The sequence below is a fragment of the Anaeromassilibacillus sp. D41t1_190614_C2 genome, from assembly GCF_015558525.1.
Classification (GTDB): Bacteria; Bacillota; Clostridia; order Oscillospirales; family Acutalibacteraceae; genus Anaeromassilibacillus; species Anaeromassilibacillus stercoravium.
The window spans coordinates 1-19,475 of record NZ_JADMOD010000005.1; the positions used below are offsets into that span (position 1 = coordinate 1).

General features: G+C 56.8%; 21 protein-coding genes. 1 reads left to right on the forward strand and 20 read right to left on the reverse strand.

Annotated elements, in window-relative coordinates; all coding sequences use genetic code 11:
* The 11 genes from I2G69_RS05735 to I2G69_RS05785 all read right to left on the reverse strand — a co-directional run.
* A partial coding sequence (locus I2G69_RS05735) for a hypothetical protein (protein WP_195560395.1) occupies nt 1-1,332 on the reverse strand: 1,332 nt, incomplete at its 3' end.
* 1,131 nt (nt 1,333-2,463) lie between these two features.
* A complete protein-coding gene (locus I2G69_RS05740; protein ID WP_087231674.1) occupies nt 2,464-3,072 on the reverse strand; it encodes a recombinase family protein in 609 nt (202 codons plus the stop codon).
* 442 nt (nt 3,073-3,514) lie between these two features.
* Nucleotides 3,515-4,423, reverse strand: coding sequence for an ornithine carbamoyltransferase (gene argF, locus I2G69_RS05745; RefSeq protein WP_087231671.1), 909 nt, complete (start codon nt 4,421-4,423; stop codon nt 3,515-3,517).
* 42 nt (nt 4,424-4,465) lie between these two features.
* Complete coding sequence (locus I2G69_RS05750; RefSeq protein WP_191395658.1) at nt 4,466-5,644, reverse strand: aspartate aminotransferase family protein; 1,179 nt, start codon at nt 5,642-5,644, stop codon at nt 4,466-4,468.
* Nucleotides 5,645-5,682: 38 nt separating this feature from the next.
* Nucleotides 5,683-6,006 carry an MGMT family protein gene (locus I2G69_RS05755; RefSeq protein ID WP_191441778.1) on the reverse strand — a complete coding sequence of 108 codons (324 nt, stop codon included), beginning with the start codon at nt 6,004-6,006 and terminating at the stop codon, nt 5,683-5,685.
* A 17-nt stretch (nt 6,007-6,023) separates the two neighbouring features.
* On the reverse strand, nt 6,024-6,884 hold the full coding sequence (gene argB / locus I2G69_RS05760) for an acetylglutamate kinase (RefSeq protein ID WP_087231662.1): 861 nt from the start codon (nt 6,882-6,884) through the stop codon (nt 6,024-6,026).
* A 91-nt stretch (nt 6,885-6,975) separates the two neighbouring features.
* Nucleotides 6,976-8,196, reverse strand: a complete 1,221-nt coding sequence (argJ, locus tag I2G69_RS05765; protein ID WP_087231659.1) for a bifunctional glutamate N-acetyltransferase/amino-acid acetyltransferase ArgJ — start codon at nt 8,194-8,196, stop codon at nt 6,976-6,978.
* 36 nt (nt 8,197-8,232) lie between these two features.
* Complete coding sequence (argC, locus tag I2G69_RS05770; protein ID WP_195560396.1) at nt 8,233-9,273, reverse strand: N-acetyl-gamma-glutamyl-phosphate reductase; 1,041 nt, start codon at nt 9,271-9,273, stop codon at nt 8,233-8,235.
* A 37-nt stretch (nt 9,274-9,310) separates the two neighbouring features.
* On the reverse strand, nt 9,311-9,607 hold the full coding sequence (locus I2G69_RS05775; protein ID WP_195560397.1) for a hypothetical protein: 297 nt from the start codon (nt 9,605-9,607) through the stop codon (nt 9,311-9,313).
* Complete coding sequence (gene argH, locus I2G69_RS05780; RefSeq protein WP_087231650.1) at nt 9,604-11,013, reverse strand: argininosuccinate lyase; 1,410 nt, start codon at nt 11,011-11,013, stop codon at nt 9,604-9,606. The genes I2G69_RS05775 and argH overlap by 4 nt, the downstream gene beginning before the upstream one ends.
* A gap of 248 nt (nt 11,014-11,261) precedes the next feature.
* Nucleotides 11,262-12,512, reverse strand: a complete 1,251-nt coding sequence (locus I2G69_RS05785) for an argininosuccinate synthase (protein WP_087231643.1) — start codon at nt 12,510-12,512, stop codon at nt 11,262-11,264.
* Between the two features lie 364 nt (nt 12,513-12,876).
* On the opposite strand from I2G69_RS05785, the gene I2G69_RS05790 reads away from it, so the two are divergent.
* Nucleotides 12,877-13,386, forward strand: coding sequence for a flavin reductase family protein (locus I2G69_RS05790; protein WP_191448479.1), 510 nt, complete (start codon nt 12,877-12,879; stop codon nt 13,384-13,386).
* A gap of 134 nt (nt 13,387-13,520) precedes the next feature.
* On the opposite strand, the gene hflX is transcribed toward I2G69_RS05790, so the two are convergent.
* The 9 genes from hflX to I2G69_RS05835 form a co-directional block, all read right to left on the reverse strand.
* Nucleotides 13,521-14,780: a GTPase HflX gene (hflX, locus tag I2G69_RS05795; RefSeq protein WP_087231638.1), complete on the reverse strand. Its 1,260-nt coding sequence runs from the start codon at nt 14,778-14,780 to the stop codon at nt 13,521-13,523.
* 66 nt (nt 14,781-14,846) lie between these two features.
* Nucleotides 14,847-15,311 carry a hypothetical protein gene (locus I2G69_RS05800; RefSeq protein ID WP_087231635.1) on the reverse strand — a complete coding sequence of 155 codons (465 nt, stop codon included), beginning with the start codon at nt 15,309-15,311 and terminating at the stop codon, nt 14,847-14,849.
* Nucleotides 15,312-15,320: 9 nt separating this feature from the next.
* Nucleotides 15,321-15,899 (reverse strand): hypothetical protein, encoded by a 579-nt coding sequence (locus I2G69_RS05805; protein ID WP_195560398.1) that lies wholly within the window; start codon nt 15,897-15,899, stop codon nt 15,321-15,323.
* Nucleotides 15,896-16,963, reverse strand: a complete 1,068-nt coding sequence (locus I2G69_RS05810) for a baseplate J/gp47 family protein (protein ID WP_195560399.1) — start codon at nt 16,961-16,963, stop codon at nt 15,896-15,898. Before I2G69_RS05810 ends, I2G69_RS05805 begins: the two co-directional genes overlap by 4 nt.
* A complete protein-coding gene (locus I2G69_RS05815) occupies nt 16,950-17,300 on the reverse strand; it encodes a histidine kinase (RefSeq protein ID WP_191395669.1) in 351 nt (116 codons plus the stop codon). Before I2G69_RS05815 ends, I2G69_RS05810 begins: the two co-directional genes overlap by 14 nt.
* Nucleotides 17,301-17,639 (reverse strand): hypothetical protein, encoded by a 339-nt coding sequence (locus I2G69_RS05820; RefSeq protein ID WP_243254857.1) that lies wholly within the window; start codon nt 17,637-17,639, stop codon nt 17,301-17,303.
* Entirely contained in the window at nt 17,639-18,544 is a 906-nt protein-coding gene (locus tag I2G69_RS05825; RefSeq protein WP_195560400.1) for a hypothetical protein, read from the reverse strand. Before I2G69_RS05825 ends, I2G69_RS05820 begins: the two co-directional genes overlap by 1 nt.
* Nucleotides 18,541-19,071, reverse strand: coding sequence for a LysM peptidoglycan-binding domain-containing protein (locus I2G69_RS05830; protein ID WP_195560401.1), 531 nt, complete (start codon nt 19,069-19,071; stop codon nt 18,541-18,543). The genes I2G69_RS05825 and I2G69_RS05830 overlap by 4 nt, the downstream gene beginning before the upstream one ends.
* 94 nt (nt 19,072-19,165) lie before the next feature.
* Nucleotides 19,166-19,471, reverse strand: a complete 306-nt coding sequence (locus I2G69_RS05835) for a hypothetical protein (protein ID WP_087231615.1) — start codon at nt 19,469-19,471, stop codon at nt 19,166-19,168.
* Nucleotides 19,472-19,475 lie beyond the last annotated feature (4 nt).

Sequence of the window (19,475 nt, forward strand, 5' to 3'; positions counted from 1 at the left end):
GGTATCGGCTTCCACTTCCGTACCGTTCTCCAAGACGATCCACTTCTCCAAGCCAGGATAGCTGGTCTTGTCGCCGCTCACCCAATAAACAGCGTCCTTAAACCATGTGAAGGTCAGCAGGAAATTGTCCGGGTTGTCCACGCCAAACGTCAACGTTTTCGAACCTTCCGCATTTGCCTTGTCAATGGCCTCCTGAACGCGCTCTGCGGCATCCGAGGGATTTCCGCCTCCTGCAAGGTCTTCTTTGCCGGTCCATTTCCAATAGCCCTTGCTGTCTTCCGGCGCAACGTAATTGGCGTGCATCTCAATCTGTCCCGAAACTTTGCTGCCGGAGACAACAAACGTATTATCGCCGAAGGTGTTGTTTGCGCCGTCTTCATAAACATCTTCATAACTTCCGTTGTTGTCTTCCAGGTTTACCAGGCCAACAATCGCATTGGTAAAGGTGTTGTTTTCGATAACGATGGTGTAGCCGTTACACTCCACACGGTTTGCGTCCTGATAAAGGTCTTCAAAATACGCCTTGTTATAAAGCTCCGGCGTACCTGTAACCGTATTGTTTGTGAAGCTGTATGTACCCTGCGACGAAGCGTCCGATTCGCCTGCGTATTCATGAACGGCAAAATTGCAATTGATGAACTGGTTTCCATCGATTACAGCATTGCTCACATTTGCGTTATCGGACTGTCCGCGGATAGCCTCTTCAAACCCTTCAAAAGTACAGTTTGTAATCGTAAAGGATTCAAAACTGCCGATGGAAATTGCAACATTTCCATTTCCCTGTCCGCTCATATCGTTTGTGCCCGTGAAGTGGCAATCTTCAATCGTAAAGTTGTCTGCAAACTCGATCATCTGGCTGTGATTACTAATCCCCGCCGACATATGGCTCGTTTTGTTCGCTGCATTGTCAACTACAACAATGTTCAAGCCTCTCAATGTGACGTCGTTCGCATACAATAGCTGAATACCACCCATGTCCGGCGCACCGCCGCCAAAAGTAAAACCCTCTAATGCTTCACCATTTAATGTCTCAACGGTAACATCGGCGTCTTCCGCTGCTTGAATCGTCAGGCCATCTAGCTCATTCACAACCACAAAGCGGTTATATGTACCCGATTCTATATTGATGGTCCAACCGGTTTTATCTTCTTGTTCATTAATATAATTGATAGCTTCCTGAATTTCGTTTACAGTATCCGCTTCGTCCGTCACGGTGATGGTTTTTGCAGCGTTGTCTGCCTCAAATGCAAACACACTCGTAGGCAACAGGGATAACACCATGATCAGCGCCACAAATCCGCTGAGAAAGCGCTTTGACAACTTGATTTTCATTTATAGCACCTCTTTCCTCAAAATTACACGGCAAAACATATACTCTATTCTCAAATAGTCCCTCTTGTTCGAACAGCGCCCAACACCCAACCACTGACAGGCCAAAAACTCTCTGTTCCCCCCTTATTGGCTTCTGGCAGCGCAATGCCGGAAGGCTGGCCGCTCTCCCCAGAAAGTCTGCCCCCTTTCGATTGATAAAATAAAAGTACCAACAGGATTCTTCGAATGGATTCTCAGACTTGTCCCTCGTAGCAAATTCACAACCGTACAGGCCCGGAAACTTCTTCCTGCCCAGGCCCGGTTGTCAAACCCATTTTCTGTTTCCCGTGGTATTCTGCGAATGTGTGTAGCTCTCCCTCAACAAACGGTTGAGGCCTTAAAAATAGCTGGCCACGTTTTTAAAAAGCACAGCTGTGTGTACGGGGAGCGAACGGCTCCCAACGGATGGCAATGGTGGACCGGGATGCCGTAATCTTCTGAGAGGCTTTCCCTCTTGCCGGCCTCCTTGGCCCTGTCTTCCTAAGCCCATGATTTAACGGAACGCCGTATTGCATACGGCAGCACGGAGAGGCCGACGAAGAAGTTCGGGATAATATCTCCACAGGCCCCCTTCATCAGCCTCCCCCTACTGCCGCTCAACGGGAACATGTGCCCCCGTGCGCGGTAGCAGGATTGCAGAGTCAATATATTGAGGATGTACTTGTAATCGATTTTTGACCCATACGCCTTTGCAGTCGGCCAGTATGGTATCGCACATGTGAAAAAGCCGTTAACCATCTCAGAGACGTTTCTGTTTTTAAAAATCTTCCCAGTTTTCCTCTATAGTTCATGTCTTAATAGACAATTCCGCCTATATTTTTTCTATATTTATATATTTTAAATATTTATTGATTTTGTAATTTTTATCTTCTATTTCTTCTTAAATACTCACTAAATGGTGTCGAAATCAGACTTTTAAAACCAAAAATGCTATAATAAACAAAAATTCTGTAATGTAATGTAAATTAGTCTCATTCGTACTGCAAAATAGTTAAATTACACAATAATCGAGGAGATTTTTATATCAAATTTCCATTGGCAATATGTAGAAAATTTGGATTCAAAAGTCTACCATCAAAACCAACATATATTTCATAAATTTTTCATAATAGATTGGTTCCATTTCAAAAAAGTGCTGTGCGCAACGCCAAGTTCTCTGGCGGCAGCGCGGGCGGTGATGCTGCCTTCCCGATATCGGGTTCGAAGCGCATAGAACTCCTCTGGGATCGGCATTTTTTCTCTGCCAAACCGCACCCCCTTCGCTTTGGCTGCTGCAATTCCTTCCGCCTGCCGTTGTTTGATGTTTTCGCGCTCAACCTGGGCAACATAACTTAATATTTGAAGGACCAGGTCTGCGATAAAGGTTCCTGTTAAATCCCTCCCTTTTTGGCGTGTATCCAGCAACGGCATGTCCAATACAACAATATTGGCCTTCTTTTCCTTGGTGATAATCCTCCATTGGTTTTGTATCTCGCTGTAATCCCTGCCTAAACGATCGATGGATTTGACGACCAGTGTATCCCCTCCTTTTAACCGGCGCAAAAGCCGTTTATATTGTGGACGGTCAAAATCCTTCCCGCTGAGCTTGTCCATATAGATATGCTTTTCCGATACCCCAAACTCCTGCATCGCAATCATTTGACGGTCCTCATGTTGATCCTTCGTCGATACCCGGATGTAACCATACATCATTTCTTGCATGTTTGATCCACTCCTATCATTGAAAATCGGGATACAATCATTGTATAGGATGTACATTTTTCGGTTCTTCTATCAGCAAAAATACATGAAATACGTTTAATATACGCTTAGTAAAATTTACATCATTCCAATTACTACATTTTTCCTATGTAATAATTCGAAATAAGTGCAATTTAATCACAAATTCCCCTTTGCTAAATTTTCTATAATGAATATTTTTCATATATACTACGCTTCAAAGCATCTTAAAACGATCTTCCCCCTTTCTCCCCATTGCCGTATGTTCATATAAAAAAACCGCCCTCAAAAACTTGAGAGCGGGGGAAGAACGGAAAAGGAAATAATGTATCTTTATTTTTCTGAAACGGGAAAGTTTTGCTTCATACAAAAAGACGGCTCCGGGTATCCTTTTCGAGAAAACCCTTCGCCGTCCTGAAATATTTTATTTTCTGCCCAAGAGCTTGACCAAAACCGCCTTCTGCGCATGCAGGCGGTTTTCCGCCTCGTCGAAGATCTCTGTGGAGTGCTTCTCCAAGATCTCCGCTGTGATCTCCTCGCCGCGGTGCGCCGGCAGGCAATGCTGGACCATCGCGTCCGGCTTTGCCACGGACATGATCTCGTCGTTGACCTGGAAGCCCTGGAACGCTTCACGGCGCTTCTGCGCCTCTTCTTCCTGGCCCATGGAAGCCCAAACGTCTGTGATCACCACGTCGGCGCCGCGTGCAGCTTCCTTCGGGTCGTTTGTGATGCTGAACGCCGGATGCTGTACGGCGAAGTCGAGCACCATCGCGTTTGGCTTATAGTCGTTCGGGCAGGCGACCGCCACTTCCATCTTCATCTTCAAGCAGCCGACGATCAGGGAATTCATCATATTGTTGCCGTCGCCGATGAAGCACATTTTCAGGCCGTCCAAGCTGCCCTTGTGCTCCCGGATAGTCATCAAGTCCGCCAACACCTGGCAGGGATGGGCAAAATCCGTCAGGCCGTTGATGATCGGGATGGTGCCGTTCTGGGCCAGCGCATCCACCTCGGACTGCTTGTATGTGCGGATCATGATGCCGTCCAGGTAGCGGGACAGCACGCGCGCAGTATCCTCCACCGGTTCGCCGCGGCCGATCTGCAAATCGCTGGCCGAGAGGAAGATCGGCAGGCCGCCGAGCTGGTACATGCCGACTTCAAAGGACACGCGCGTCCTTGTGGAAGCCTTCTCAAAGATCATGCCGAGCGTCTTGCCCGCCAAGTGGCGGTGCTCGATGCCGTGCTTCTGCTCATATTTGAGCTGGTCCGCGAGGTTGAGGATCTCGGTAATGTCCTCGGTCGAAAGGTCGAGCATTTTTAACAGGTGTTTCATCGGTCAATCCCTCCGTATACGCCCTTGGGCGGTTTTTCTATATTATTGTAAGTTTGAAATGGTTTCTTGCAAAATGGCGAGGCCCTTGTCGAGCTCCTCCTGGGTGATGGTGAGCGGCGGCAGGAACCGCAGCATATTTTTCGCCGTGAGCACCAGGAGCCCGTTCTCCACGCAAGCCGTTGCCACTGCTTTGGCATTGTCCGCCTTGAGCCTGGCCCCCAGCATCATGCCGATGCCGCGCACCTCTTCGATTCCATCCATGGCCGCCAGCTTTTCCCGCAGGTAATCGCCCTTTTGCGCAACCTGCTCCAAAAAGCCCGGCTTGCTGATTTTTTTCAGGACTGCCAGCGCGCCCGCGCAGGCAACCGGGTTCCCGCCAAAGGTGGAACCGTGCATGCCCGCGCCCATCACAGTGCCCAGGCGCTCCGTGCAGAGGCAGGCCCCAATGGGCAGGCCGCCGCCCAGCCCCTTCGCGCTGGTGATCACATCCGGCTGGACGCCGTAGTGCTCATAGCAATACAGCTTGCCCGTGCGCCCCACGCCGGTCTGCACCTCGTCCACCACGAGCAGGATATCGCGCTCCTTGCAGAACGCCGCCAGCGCCTGGACAAACCCCTTGTCCAGCGGGCAGACGCCGCCTTCGCCCTGGATCAGCTCGATCATCACCGCGCAGGTGTTTTGGTCAACCTGTGCCTGGACGCTCTCCAGGTTGGGATCGGCGTAGGCAAAGCCCTCGGTAAAGGGGGTGAAGTACTGATGGAACCCCGCCTGCCCGGTGGCGGACAGTGTCGTCACCGTGCGGCCATGGAACGAATTGTTCAGGGTGACGATCCGGTTGCAGCTCTCCCCATGCGCCTGGACGCCGTACTTGCGCGCCAGCTTGATCGCGCACTCGTTGGCCTCCGCGCCGGAGTTTGCAAAGAAGACCTTGGAGAAGCCCGTCTGTTTGCAGAGGGTTTCCGCCAACTGGGTCATCACGGGATTGTAATAGAGGTTGGAAATATGTTGGAGCGCCGCCGCCTGGCCGCACACCGCTTCGACCCAGTCCGGGTCGCAGTAGCCCAACGCATTCACACCGATTCCCGCGCCAAAGTCAATATATGGCTTTCCTTCCGTATCCACAGCCGTGGCCCCTTTGCCGCTCACCAGCGCGACCTGGAACCGCCCATAGGTGGGCATCAGATACGACTGTTCCTGTTGCTTGACTTCCTCAAAAAGCATAACGATCCCTTCTATCTGCGGGCTGCAAACGCCGCCCCTTAAAATTCGACGCAATAGGTTTTCATATCCACATATCCGTCTTCGCTGACCACTACGCCCTCGCCCTCCAGCAGCCTGCGCTGCTCTTCCGGGCCGCCAAACGCAAACTCCGGCGCAAGCCGCCCTTCGCGGTTGACCACGCGGTGGCAGGGGACGGGGTTCTCCCCGCCCATGACCCACGGATAGGGATTGCGGTGCAGCGCCCAACCGACCGCCCTGGCGCCTCTGGGGCTTCCGGCCAAAAACGCCACCTGCCCGTAGGAGATGACCTTTCCCTTTGGGACCCGCCGCACAATCGCATATACACGTTCGTTAAAATTCATCGCCGTTACATTCTAAATCAATACAGCATGGTCCCGATGCCTTCGTCGGAGAACAGCTCGATCAAGATGGAGTGCGGGATGCGGCCATCCAGGATGTGCGCGCGGTTCACACCGCGCCGGACCGCCTCCACGCAGCAGTCGATCTTCGGGATCATGCCGCCGCTGATGATACCCTGGTTCTTGAGGCTGGGCACCTCGCTCACATTGACCACGGGGATCAGGGTGTTCTCGTCGTCCTTGTCGCGCAGCAGGCCGCGGATATCCGTCATCAGGATGAGCTTGATCGCGTCCAGTTTTGCCGCAATGCGCGCCGCCGCGACGTCGGCGTTGATGTTGAACACCTCGCCGTTCTCCCCGCCGGCCACTGTGGAGATGATTGGCACATAGCCGTTGCGGGTTGCGTCGATGATGATGTCCGTGTTGACGTCCACAATCCGCCCCACGTAACCGAGGTCCCCCTCATTGGAGCGGAGCTTTTCCGCCGTCAGCATGCCGCCGTCCAGCCCGCACAGGCCGACCGCCCGGCCGCCGTGGTGCTCCAAGAGCTGCACGAGGTCTTTATTGACCTTGCCCGCAAGGACCATCTGCACAATATCGATGGTCTCCTCGTCCGTCACGCGCATCCCACCGACAAATTGGCTCTCCTTGCCGATCTTTTTCAGCATGGCGCTGATCTCCGGCCCGCCGCCATGCACCAGCACCACATTGATGCCCACGAGCTGCATCAGGACAATATCGCTCATCACGGCGTCCTTCAGATCGTTGTTAATCATGGCGTTGCCGCCGTATTTGACCACTACGGTCTTTCCCGCATATTTCTGGATGTATGGCAGCGCCTGTACAAGCACCTTGGCCCGCTCGGCGGTGGATATTTTCATACTCGTCGTCCCCTTCAAATTGGAAATAGTAGCCGCTTCCGGCGCGGCGCGCAGATGCTTCCCATCCGCACGCGGCCGCCCTGCCGGAACATCAGGTGCGGTAATCCCCGTTGATCTTCACATAATCATAGGTCAGGTCGCAGCCAAAGGCCGAAGCGCTTGCATTGCCGTCGTGCAGTGTCACCAGGATGTCGATCTCGTCCTCGCTCAGGACCTTCTTGGCAACCTCCTCGTCGAAGGGGATGCCCGCACCGTTGACGCACACCTCGATGCTGCCCGCCCGCGATGCGAAGCCCACATCAACCCGGTGGATGTCCACCGGCGCACCGGAATACCCGATGGCGCACAGCACGCGGCCCCAGTTGGCGTCCGCGCCAAACATGGCCGCTTTCAATAGGCTGGAACAGATCACGCTCTTGGCCACGGTGCGCGCGTCCGCGTCGCTGGCCGCGCCGGTCACCTTGCAGACCAAAAGCTTTGTCGCGCCTTCGCCGTCCTTTGCCACCATACGCGCCAGGCGGATGGCAATCGCACGCAGCGTCTCCGTGAAGAGATCGAACGCCTCCGTCCCCTCTTCAATCGGGTCGTTTTCGGCCAAGCCATTTGCCAGGATGGCGGTCATATCGTTCGTCGATGTGTCCCCGTCGATGCTGACCATGTTGAAGCTGTCCTTCACTGCGATGCGCAGGGCGCTGTCCAGCACCGCTGGGGCGATGTTCGCGTCCGTTGTCAAAAAGCACAGCATGGTCGCCATATTGGGGTGGATCATGCCGGACCCCTTGGCGATGCCGCCCATGCGGACCGTCTTCCCGTTGATGGTGACTTCGGCCGCCGCCTCTTTGACCACCGTGTCCGTGGTCATGATCGCCTTGGCCGCATCTGCGGAACCGTCCTCTGTGAGGGACTCCGCCAGCTTCGGCGTGGCCTCCAGGATCGGCTCAATCGGCAGCACCTGGCCGATCACGCCTGTGGACGCTACGACCACGTCTTCGGGTTCCAAATGCAGCGCCTTGGCAGCCGCTTCACACATCATCTGCGCCTTCTGTTCGCCGTCCGCGTTGCAGGTGTTGGCGTTTCCGGAATTGCAGATGACCGCCTGTGCAATGCCGTCCGCAAGATTGCGGCGCGTGACCTGAATCGGCGCGCCCTTGACCAGGTTTTGCGTGTACACCGCGGCCGCGGCGCACGGGACCTTGGAATAGATCAGCGCCAAGTCGGGCTTGCTTTTGTTCTTGCGGATCCCGCAATACATGCCGGACGCCAGGAACCCCTGTGCGGCAGTCACGCCGCCTTCTATCGAAATCGCTTGCATGATTCATTCGCTCCTAAAAATGGATTGCCGCCCTTTTTAGAATGCCGGCGGCGTCAGCATCAGGCCGCAGGTCTCGTCCAGGCCGAATGCGAGGTTCATGTTCTGGATGGCCTGCCCCGCAGCGCCCTTGACCATGTTGTCAATGGCGGAAATGGCGATGAAAGTGTTGGTGCGCGGGTCCATGTGCAGGGAAATATCGCAGTAATTGGAGTAGCGCACATTCTTAATATCCGCCACGCGGCCCTCCGGCAGCAGCCGGATGAAGGGTTCGTCCCCATACTGCTCCTCGTACGCCTGCCGGATCTCCTGCAAGGAGACCTCTTTTTGCAGCTTCGCGTAACAGGTGGCCAAGATCCCCCGGTTGACCGGGAGCAGGTGCGGCACAAACGTCAGCTTGACCGGCGCCCCGCCCGCCACATGGGACAGGCTCTGCTCCATCTCCGGCGTGTGCCGGTGCGCCGCCACTTTATAGGCGGAGAAGCCCTCGTTGAGCTCCGGATAATGGGTGTTCTGGGTCAGCTTGCGGCCCGCGCCCGTGACGCCGGACTTGCAATCCGCAATGATCCCCTCTGCGGCGATATACCCCTTGCGCAGCGCCGGCGCCAACGCCAGCGGCACAGCCGTGGTATAGCAGCCGGGGTTTGCGATGATCTTCTTCCCGCGAATCTGCTCGCGGAACAGCTCGGGCAATGCATAGACCGCCTGCTCGTGCAGCTCTTTATAGAGGTAGGTCCCGCCGTACCATTCCTTATAATCGTCCTCGTTTTCCAGGCGGAAATCCGCCCCCAGGTCGATAAAGACCTTTCCCGCGTCGTAACACGTCTTTGCGAGCTCCTGCGAAAGCCCGTGCGGAAGCGCAGCAAAGACCACGTCGCTCTTCTCCACCACTTCCTCCTGCGTACCGCACACCAAATCGCAGATGTGGTAGTACGCCGGATAGATGTCGCTGAGCGCCTGCCCGGTAAAGCTGACCGAGCTGATGGCCGCCAGCTCCGCCTGCGGATGCCCGGTGAGAAGCCGGACCAGCTCCGCGCCGGCGTAACCGGTCGCGCCCACGACGCCTGCCTTGATATTCATTCTCGTCACCTTCTATATCCTTGTCCAAAACGGACTCTTACATCTTTTCTTTTTTCTCTTTTGCATCGTCTTCCGCTGTTTCGGCCGGTTTCTCCTCCGGCTTTTCCGGTTTTGTGGGGATGCCGCCCTTGCTGATAAACCGCTTCATGCGGATCTTGTAGACCGCCTCATCCACGATCACGCCGACGCAAAGGCCGCCGACCGGCCCCATCACATACTGCTGGATGTATGCGCCCACGACAAAGCCCATGATGATGCAGACCACCATCCAGAAGTATCCCTTTTTCGGCTCCACCGGCCGCAAGCGCTTTGCCGCTTTTTCCAACTTGTTCACGGCGTCTCGCCCCCTTCATCGTACGGCCATACGGCGTCCTGCATGAGCGCCAACACCCGCTGCGCCTCTTTTTCCACGTTCTCCGGCGCCGGGCCGCCCGGCACTTTCCGGCCATTCACACAGGTGTCCAGGGAGATTGCCTGGTAAACGTCTTCCGCAAACAGGGCGTGGAACTTCTGGTATTCCTCCAAGGGCAGGGTCTCCAAAGTCAAATCGTGGTCGATGCAATAGGCCACGAGAGCGCCCGTCACTTTATACGCATCGCGGAACGGCAGGCCCTTGCCCACCAGGTAGTCCGCGCAATCGGTTGCGTTGATAAAACCCTTTGCCGCCGCCTTGCGCATATTTTCAGGCAGAACCTTCATGGTGTCCACCATCGGAACAAACGCGGTCAGGCACATGTGCAGGGTATCCACCGCGTCGAACACGGCCTCTTTGTCCTCCTGCATGTCCTTGTTGTACGCCAGCGGCAGGCCCTTCATCATGCTCAGGAGCGTGGTGAGGTCCCCGATGGCGCGCCCCGCCTTGCCGCGGACCAGCTCGGCGATATCCGGGTTCTTTTTCTGCGGCATGATGCTGGACCCGGTGGAGAATGCATCGTCCAGCTCGATGAATTTGAACTCCCAGGAACACCACAGGATGATCTCCTCCGAGAAGCGGGAGAGATGCACCATCGCAATGGCCACCGCCGCGGCGGTCTCCATGCAGAAGTCGCGGTCGGAGACCCCGTCGAGGCTGTTGTGGGTGTAGTCGTCAAAGCCGAGCAGCCGTGCGCTCATGGCCCGGTCGAGCGGATAGGTTGTCCCGGCCAATGCGCCGGAACCCAGCGGGCAGACATTCATGCGCTGCGCCGCGTCCTTGAGCCGCGCCAAATCGCGCTGGAACATCTCCGCATAGGCCATCAGATGATGGCCAAAGGTGATGGGCTGCGCGCGCTGCAAATGGGTATAGCCCGGCATCACCGCGCCCTTATAGTCCAAAGCTTTCTTGCAGAGCACCTCGATCAATTCCTTGATCTGCCCATAGAGCATGCCGCACTGCTTGCGCAGGTACAGGCGGTCGTCCAACGCCACCTGGTCGTTCCGGCTGCGGGCTGTGTGCAGGCGCTTTCCGGCGTCCCCCAGGCGGGCTGTGAGCTCCGCTTCCACAAAGGTGTGGATGTCCTCGGCCTCCGGGTCGATCTCCAGCGCGCCGGATTCCAGATCCGCCAGGATGCCTTCTAACCCCGCGCAGATGCGCTCGGCCTCCTTTTGGTCGATCACCCCGCACGCCCCCAGCATGGTTGCATGGGCGATGCTCCCTTCGATGTCTTCCTTCGCCATGCGGCTGTCAAACCGGATGGAGGAATTAAAGTCGTTTGTCTTTTTATCGAGCTCCTTGTGGAACCGTCCTGTCCAAAGTTTCATATGATGCACTCCCCAATGATTGATGGGCGCGTCGCGCCGCGTTCCCTTCTATGATTGCACGCCCGGTCCCCGACAGGGCTCTTTCCCCGCCAAAATCCGCCGTGCTTCCGAACCGTTCCCCTGCATCCGGGCGGGGAACTCGGAATCGTATAATGTATGAGGCCAGAATTTCTGGCATCCCTGCGGGGCAGAAACTCCGGCCTCTCTTTTCTGAATCTCGCGCGGTTATTGCTGTTAAACTTCGTCGCTTATTTCTCCACAGGCCAGTTCTTCTTTGCCATGGCGCGCACTTTGATCGGCAGCCCAAACAAATTGATGAACCCTGCGGAATCCGCCTGGTCGTAAACCTCGTCCTCGTCAAAGGTCGCCATGTCCGAATTGTACAGGCTGTACGGGGAGGTCACGCCAGCGTCGATGATATTGCCCTTATAGAGCTTGAGCTTCACTTCACCGGTGACGGTCTGCTGGGTGCTGTCCACAAAGGCGGAGAGCGCCTCGCGCAGCGGGGTGAACCATTCGCCGTCGTAAACCAGCTCGGCAAACTTATTGGCGACGTTCTGCTTATAGTGGTAGGTCGCCTTATCCAGGCAGATCTCTTCCAGCTTGTTGTGGGCGTGATACAGGATCGTGCCGCCGGGGGTCTCGTACACACCGCGGGACTTCATGCCCACAAGACGGTTTTCTACAATATCCGCAATGCCGATGCCGTTCGCGCCGCCCACCTCGTTGAGCTTGGCAACGAGATCGACCGCACAGAGCTTCTGGCCGTCCAAAGCGACCGGGATGCCCTTTTCAAAGGTCAGGGTGATGTAGGTCGGCTTGTCGGGCGCCTGCTCCGGGGAAACGCCCAGCTCCAGGAAGCCCTCTTTATTGTACTGCGGCTCGTTCGCCGGGTCCTCCAGATCGAGGCCCTCGTGGGAAAGGTGCCACAGGTTCTTATCCTTGGAATAGTTGGTCTCGCGGGTGATCTTCAGCGGGATGTTGTGCGCCTCCGCATATTCGATCTCGTCCTCGCGGGACTTCAAATCCCAGATTCTCCACGGCGCGATGATCTTCATGTCCGGCGCAAATGCCTTGATCGCCAGCTCAAAACGCACCTGGTCGTTGCCTTTGCCGGTGCAGCCGTGGCAGATGGCGTCCGCGCCCTCGGCTAGTGCAATCTCCACCAAGCGTTTTGCGATGATTGGGCGCGCAAAGGACGTGCCCAGCAGGTATTTATTTTCATACACCGCACCCGCCTTGACGGTCGGGAAGATGTAGTCTTCGACGAACTGTTTCTTCAGGTCTGCAATATACAATTTGGAAGCGCCGGTCTTTTTGGCCTTTTCCTCCAGGCCCTCCAGTTCGCTTCCCTGTCCAACGTCGGCGGAAACCGCGATGACCTCGCAGTTGTTGTAGTTTTCCTTCAGCCACGGGATGATGATCGAAGTATCCAGGCCGCCGGAATACGCCAGAACGACCTTCTTAATATTGGTATTATCAATCGCTTGCTTTGCCATTTTGATAGCCCCCATTTCTTCGTTGTGTTTTATTATACACTGTTTATGCAAAAAATCAAGCATTTTATGTATAAATATTCACGTTGTCCGTATTCCATAAATTTCACTTACCAAGTTCCCATTCTCTTGTGAAAGTGCACAGTCTCGGATTTGGCCTTTGCAAGGCCCCTGCCGTTGAACGTTCTCCCCTTTCCAAATGCTTTCTTTCCGATTTATTATAACACTATCCCATGGAAAAGCAATGGTACAATCTGTGCGTTTTGTCCTTCACCAATGGGATTTTTCTCTCCACAATTCGCCGGCCTACCTCTTGCCTTCTATGGTATAATAAGGATATTCTAAACACGATACGGAGGCGTTTTTTATGAACGGTTTTAAAACGGTAGAAATCAAAGACCTGCAATTCAATCCCTTTACGCTGATCGACAAAGAATGGATGCTGATTACCGCAGGCAATGAGCAGAAATGCAACACCATGACCGCCAGCTGGGGCGGACTGGGGGAACTCTGGAAGCACTATGTGTCCTTTATCTTTGTCCGCCCGCAGCGCTACACACTGGAATTCATCGAAAAAGAAGGCTATTATTCCCTCTGCTTCTTCGACGAATCGTACCGCAAGGCGCTGTCCTTCTGTGGGAGCCATTCCGGCCGCGACTATGACAAATGCAAGGAGACCGGCCTGACCCCGGTGTTCGACGAGGCCGCGCCCTATTTCGCAGAGGCCAAGATGGTCCTGATCTGCCGCAAGCTGCATAAGCAGCCGATCGACCCGGCCGGATTTATCGACCCGTCCATCGACGCAACCTGCTATCCGGAAAAGGACTACCACGAAATGTTTGTGGGCAGCATCGAAAAGGTCCTTGTCAAAGAATAATCCTCTAAAAATGCCGCGAAACGGGAAGCCCGAAAAGCTTTCCCGTTTTTTGCTTGGCAATCGCCACACAAAAATCCCCTTTGCCGTCCAATCTTCGGACCGCAAAGGGGATTTTTTCTATCGTATTCTGAGAGCTATTCGTGCGGAAAGATCACGTAGTCCTGCACCAAATGGAGTAAAACCGGATCTACTTGCGCGGTCAATTTTAAACCGTCCGCGGTATATTCCTCCTGCAAGATGGTTCCATCCTTCCGCAGCTTTGCCGCCAAACCGCCCTGTGCAAAGGGAAGCAGCAGTTCCACCCGCGTTGTCTTGACCGGAAGGTTTTCCTCAATGGACTCCAACAGGGCGTCCAAGCCGCGCCCCGTCTTGGCGCTGATGCGTACCGCATTGCCGATCATCGGCAGATCGTGCAGCGATGGGACCAAATCGCACTTATTCAGCACCGGGATGATGGGACGCCCGCCGCAGCCCAATTCGGCCAACAGCGTGCGGGTGACGTCCAAATGCACCTGCGCTTCGCTGCTGGAGGCGTCGCACACATTCAAGATGATGTCCGCCGTCGCCGCCTGTTCCAGCGTGGAGTGGAACGCCTCCACCAAATGGTGGGGCAACCGCCGCACCAGCCCGACCGTGTCGATGAGCATGACGGTCTTTCCGCAGGGCAGCTTTAAGGCGCGGGCCGTCGGGTCGAGCGTGGCGAACAGCATGTCCTTTGCCAGCACACCCGCCTGCGTCAAGGCGTTCATCAGGGTGCTTTTCCCCGCATTCGTATATCCCACGAGCGCCACTGTAATTACGCCGTTCTTTTGACGGCGGCGCTGGATCTGGCCGCGGCGCTTCTCCACCTCTTCCAGTTGCTCCTTGAGCTTGGAAATGCGGCGGCGGATATGGCGGCGGTCGGTCTCCAGTTTGGTCTCGCCCGGTCCACGCGTGCCGATTCCACCGCCCAGACGGGAGAGCGACGTTCCCTTTCCGCCAAGGCGCGGCAGCATATATTTCAGCTGCGCGAGCTCGACCTGCAACTTGCCCTCGCTGCTTCTTGCCCGCGATGCAAAAATATCGAGAATCAGCATCGTGCGGTCAATCGTCCGCACATCGCTGATGGATTCAATATTGCGGATCTGTGTGGGAGAGAGTTCGCAGTCAAACACCAGCAAATCGATGTCGTAGTTTTTACAGTACGACGCGATCTCTTCCATCATTCCGGAACCCACACAGGTAGCCGTGTCGGGGGAGGGCCTTTTTTGGGTCATCGCGCCGCAGGGTTCCGCCCCCGCGCTGCGCACCAATTCATACAACTCCGCCAGGGACGCCTCCGCGTCGTATTCCCCCGTGTCCACCGCTGCCAGCAGCGCGCGTTCCGGCCTCTTTTCCTTCTCGGTATTTTCCAAAGGCGCCTCCCCCTTTCTCTGTTGTCTTATTTTACAATATCTGGCAAAAGCTTGTCAAATCGGCGGCTAACGGAACAGCAGATATCCGTATCCGCCGCCCGCCTGGTTTAGGCTGTTCGCCATGCTGTCCGCGGCGGGCGTTCCCTGCGCCTGCTGCACCGTAAGCGTAGTGCCGGACAAGGAAGCCCCCTGTGTACCGCCCTCTTCCGTCACAATGGCGAAGTTCACCCGATAGTACCCCGTATGGGATTCGATTGGCGGCGCGTCCATCTGGAAAACCAGCACAGCCGTTGGCGCAAACGGGAGGGTGATCGACCGGCTCTCGGCCCCGTTTCCATTGTAGGTTCCCACCGTCGCCGCATTCCCCAGCAGCAGGCGGTCTTCGGCGGACAGATGCGCCTGCGTGTCTCCAAAATGCTCGGCCAGCAGGGAATCCAGCGTTTCATTGTCCGCCACAAAATCGGCGCGCGCCGGTTTGTCCGTCCCCTGCCACCGGTTTAGCCCCAAGCTTGTCTTTTGTTCTGTCGGCATAAATCCTCCTTATCGTTCAAACAGCTCATCCTCCGCCTGATCGAGCTGATCCCAAGTGCTGTTCCCGGCGTCCCATTCGTCAAAGGTCTTTTCCGCATGGTCAATAGTATTCCAGGAAAGGTCCCGGAAATCCAGTATGACGTTCAAATGCGCGGGCAAAAAGCGTTCCAGGTAGGCGACCGCATTTGCGCGCGCTTCTGTGCTCTCCAAGCCGGTGCAGTTGAAGCACAGCCGCTGCCCCGATGGATCCTCCAAAATCGTGGCTTCGATTCCAACCGATTGCAACAATTTTAAAAAATCGCCGCAGGTATTCGAATTGCTATGGACAGCGCCGCACTGCAACAGCACCTTTCGCCGTTCTTCCAGGGAACCCTGTATCTGCAAGCCGAAGAGCGCCTCCCAGCGGGAAAGCCCCTCCTCCCCCGCTGTACAGAGGAAGCTGTCCTTTTGTAAGGCCTCCAACCGCTCGCACAGGACATCCAACGCCGCAGCATAGGCAGCCAATTCTGCATCCACCAAGGTCTCCCCCGACAGGGCGTACAACCCCGTTTCGCGGAGGGCGGAAGCCATCGTATCGTAAGACGTCATGCGCTCGCCTCCTGTACCGTCACATTCTGCAAGACCGCAAGCTGATTTGCTTTGACTACCCGGTCGGCCGCAGCGCTTCCCACCAGGGTGCAATTCTCCACAACGCCGGTGGCAAAAACCTTTGCGGTCAAGGCGGCCGCCCGGACGGGCTCGCCCACGCCCAGGCCGGCAAAATATGCCTGTACCGCCTCTTCCACGCCATCGGAGGCCGCTTCGAACGACATCCCCGCGCAGGGTACGATCTGCACCGTGACCGGGCAGGAGACCGTTTGCGCCGCCGCGACCGTCACCAGGACGTTGATCTCGCGCAGCTCGTCAAACATCGCCTGCACACGCTGGACCGTTTCACTGTCCGCCGCGGCGCCGCTCGCCCCCAGGTAAACGCCAACCGTTCCCAGCCCCTGTTCCTTAGGAACCACATTTGCGGAAAAGACACCCTCGTCCTTGAGGGCCTGATTCCGATAGAAAGCCGCGTTTGTTCCATTCGGAAGGGCCGCATAGCTTTGCGTCAAGCGGGCGCGAAGGGACTCGTCCCCCTCCGCATCAGCGCCGCCCGTAAAGGGTTTCTGGTTCGTCACCTGTTCGATGCCCGGCGGGACGGTAATCAGCGTTGTGACCGTCCCGGCCGCCGCATTCCCATCCCGTCCCGGCTGTTCCGCCTCCGCGGGCACCGTCACCGACGTGCTCCCCACGGCCAGGACAGCTTCCTCCGTCGTGACATAGCGCGCGCCATCCTCACCCGGCAGGGCGCACACGGTCCCTTTGTCGATCACCGCGCGGTACCAAAGCGGCTTGGCGCGGGAAAAGGTGAGTTCTCCCGCAGCTGCCTGCGCTGGCCGTCGCTGAATCCCGTGCTCCTGTGCGCGCAGATCCAGCTGTTCGCCCTGCGCGGTCTGCGCAAAGAACTGTTGTTCCAGCCAGTCCATCGCCGCCGTCAGGGAATAGACCTCCCCGGCCAGCACCCGCAGGCGGATGCCGATGTCGGACGCATCGTCCGCCGGATATCCGGCGAGCTCTTCAAAGGTCCCCTGCATACGGCCCAAAATTTCTTCATATGTCTCCATCACATGTCACCTCGATCTCTGCCCCGCCGCCTTTCCAGGCGATCTGTATCCGCGCGATGAGCGGTTCCGCAGCGCTGCAAACAGCACTCTCCACCCACACCTGCGGCAATTCCCGCAGCGCTTCCTGCGCCATGGCCAGGGCGTTTGCGTCCTTGTCCTCCGTTTCGGGCCGCAGGGTATACAGGCGGCTTCCTAATGTAGGCTGAAAGGCAAACCGTCCCAAAGGTACGCGCAGGCGGATCGCCGCGCGCTGCAAAAGCTCCTCTTCGCCGGAAATCTTACGCGGCAGCCCGTTGGCTCCCAGGGAAAAATCGCCGCCGGCAAGCGCTGTATCCATTTATTCTCCCTCCTCCGCGGCAAAGACCTGTCCATTGATGACCACCTCGCCGCTGTTTTTCAAATAGATTCGCGCGCCCCCCTGGGAGAACAACAGCAGTTCCCCCGGCTCCAACGCCGTTTCCTCCACTACAGCCCCTGCGCAGACCATCCCCTCCGTACTGTTGACCAGCACGGCCCGCGCCGCATCCGGGGGCATATAGGCGATTCCCCAGGGGGCGGCGAGGGCAACATCCCTGTACTCCCCGCTCCCCTGCGCGGTCGAACTTCCCGTCATCCGGGCCACTTCCGCGGTTGGTTCCCGGCGGAGATCCCCCGCCATCTTTTTCGAAAGCCACATCAGCCTTCCTCCTTTCTGCGCAGTGTCACGCGGCTGATCTCCCCGCGGCTGTCCAACTGATACTCCCATGCCGAAACATAGAGATTTTTCCCATAGTCCGCCTTCGCCGGGCTTCCCAGCGGTGGGCACAGCATTCCTGGGCCGCACACCTGCACGGCGAACGCCTTCTGGCGGGCCTTTCGCAACACATCCTTTGCCCGCTCCACGTCGGAACCGCTCAAATAGCGCCTGCGCACAACCCCGCGGGCCACAGCCTCCTCATCTTGCAAAATGGCGTCGTAATCCGCTGCATCCCCGGTGCGCATGCGTAATTCCGAAATGCGGGCGGCGTCCTTCCAAACAATTTTGCATGTGGAGAGGGGCCAATGCGAGCGGGAAACATCCACCGGCTCCGGCTGCATCAAGCCGGATGCATCCAGCACATCCCCCCGCGCTATAAGCCGCACCCCCAGATACGTTTTGCAAAAGGCCTCCAGCGCCTGCCACTCGCTCATTCCCTTTTCCACCGTGAATGCCCCGCCAAACACCTCATCCCGCCCAAGGTAGCCGGTAAAGCCATACGGGGCGGCGTGCCGTTCAAACAGCAGTTTTAGCGACGGCATGTAATAGATCTGCGGCTGCGCTTCATTGTCCAGCAACAGGGCGGCGCGGCTTCGCGCGGAGAGTTCCACCGTGATCCCGTCCCCGTCCTCCGAAAGTACCTGTTCGTCCACGATCCCCGCAAAGAGCACCCGTCCTGCCCGGTCCATCAATTGAATCCAGCAGAGGTTCCCCACAGCGTCCCATGCGGGGAAGCGTGCCTCCAAGCTGTCCGCGGGCGCATCCTCGTCGCTGCGCAGCCGCAGACACACCGGCGCTGGCAGCTGAACCCGCTCTCCCCTGGCGGTCCATCCCACACACCTCATGGCAGCTTCACCTTCGTTCCCTCCGCCAACCGGTTGGGCCATTGAATCTGCGGGTTACACTGCCGCAGCACATCGACCGTCGTGGCATACCGGTTTGCCACATGCCACAGCGTATCCCCTTTTCCGCAGACGGCATATTCATCGCGGAGGATTCCGTCGTCCTCCGCCGACTCTTCGTCCTCCAAAAACAGGAAGCTATAGCGCACCGCGTTGGGCCGCGCCTCCCCCAGCATTTGGAGGGAGGCAAAAACGGCCCGGAACGGCGCTGCGCCGGGGATGCACAAGATCTGGCTTTTGCCCTCCCGGAAAACCGCCGCCAGCCGCTCAAATTCCGCGGCGGCGTCTTTCCCCAGGAAGCTCCCTTTGCCGGTCACTGCGCGTCTCTGGCAACCGAGGTCCTGTAGGGCTTCCCCCACCTGCGGGAGCGTCAGCCGTTTGACATTTCGCTGGTACTCCACCTGCAAGGTCTCCGGATTCCGCCCCCAGACAAACTTGCCAAACCGCATGGCGCGTGCTTCCAAGCTCATGGCTCTTCCTCCTTTAGTTCCTGCGGATAGCGCCGCACATCGCGCTCCAATTCCTCCGAGAGCCGGTCTGCCCAATCCAAATAATCGTCCTGGTTCATGCTTCCTCCTCTGTGCAGAAGGCCGTCTCCTCTTCCCTGCGCAGGACGGCCCATACATACAGGCTTTCGCCTTCCAACCACTCCACATCCGCGCGGGTCACGCGATACCATTCCGTCCCCACCTGTACAAGGTCGCCGGTCAAAAGCTTCTGATCGGGCGTCCCGGTATAGAGGTAACACTGCGGCGCTTCATCGCTTTGTTTGCGCAGGGGGCGGATCACGGCCCAAGCCTCTTTCCCGTTTGCCGTGGCCTTCTGCCCGTAGGTCTTCAGGATATGGCGGACCAATTCTTTTCTTGTCACAATC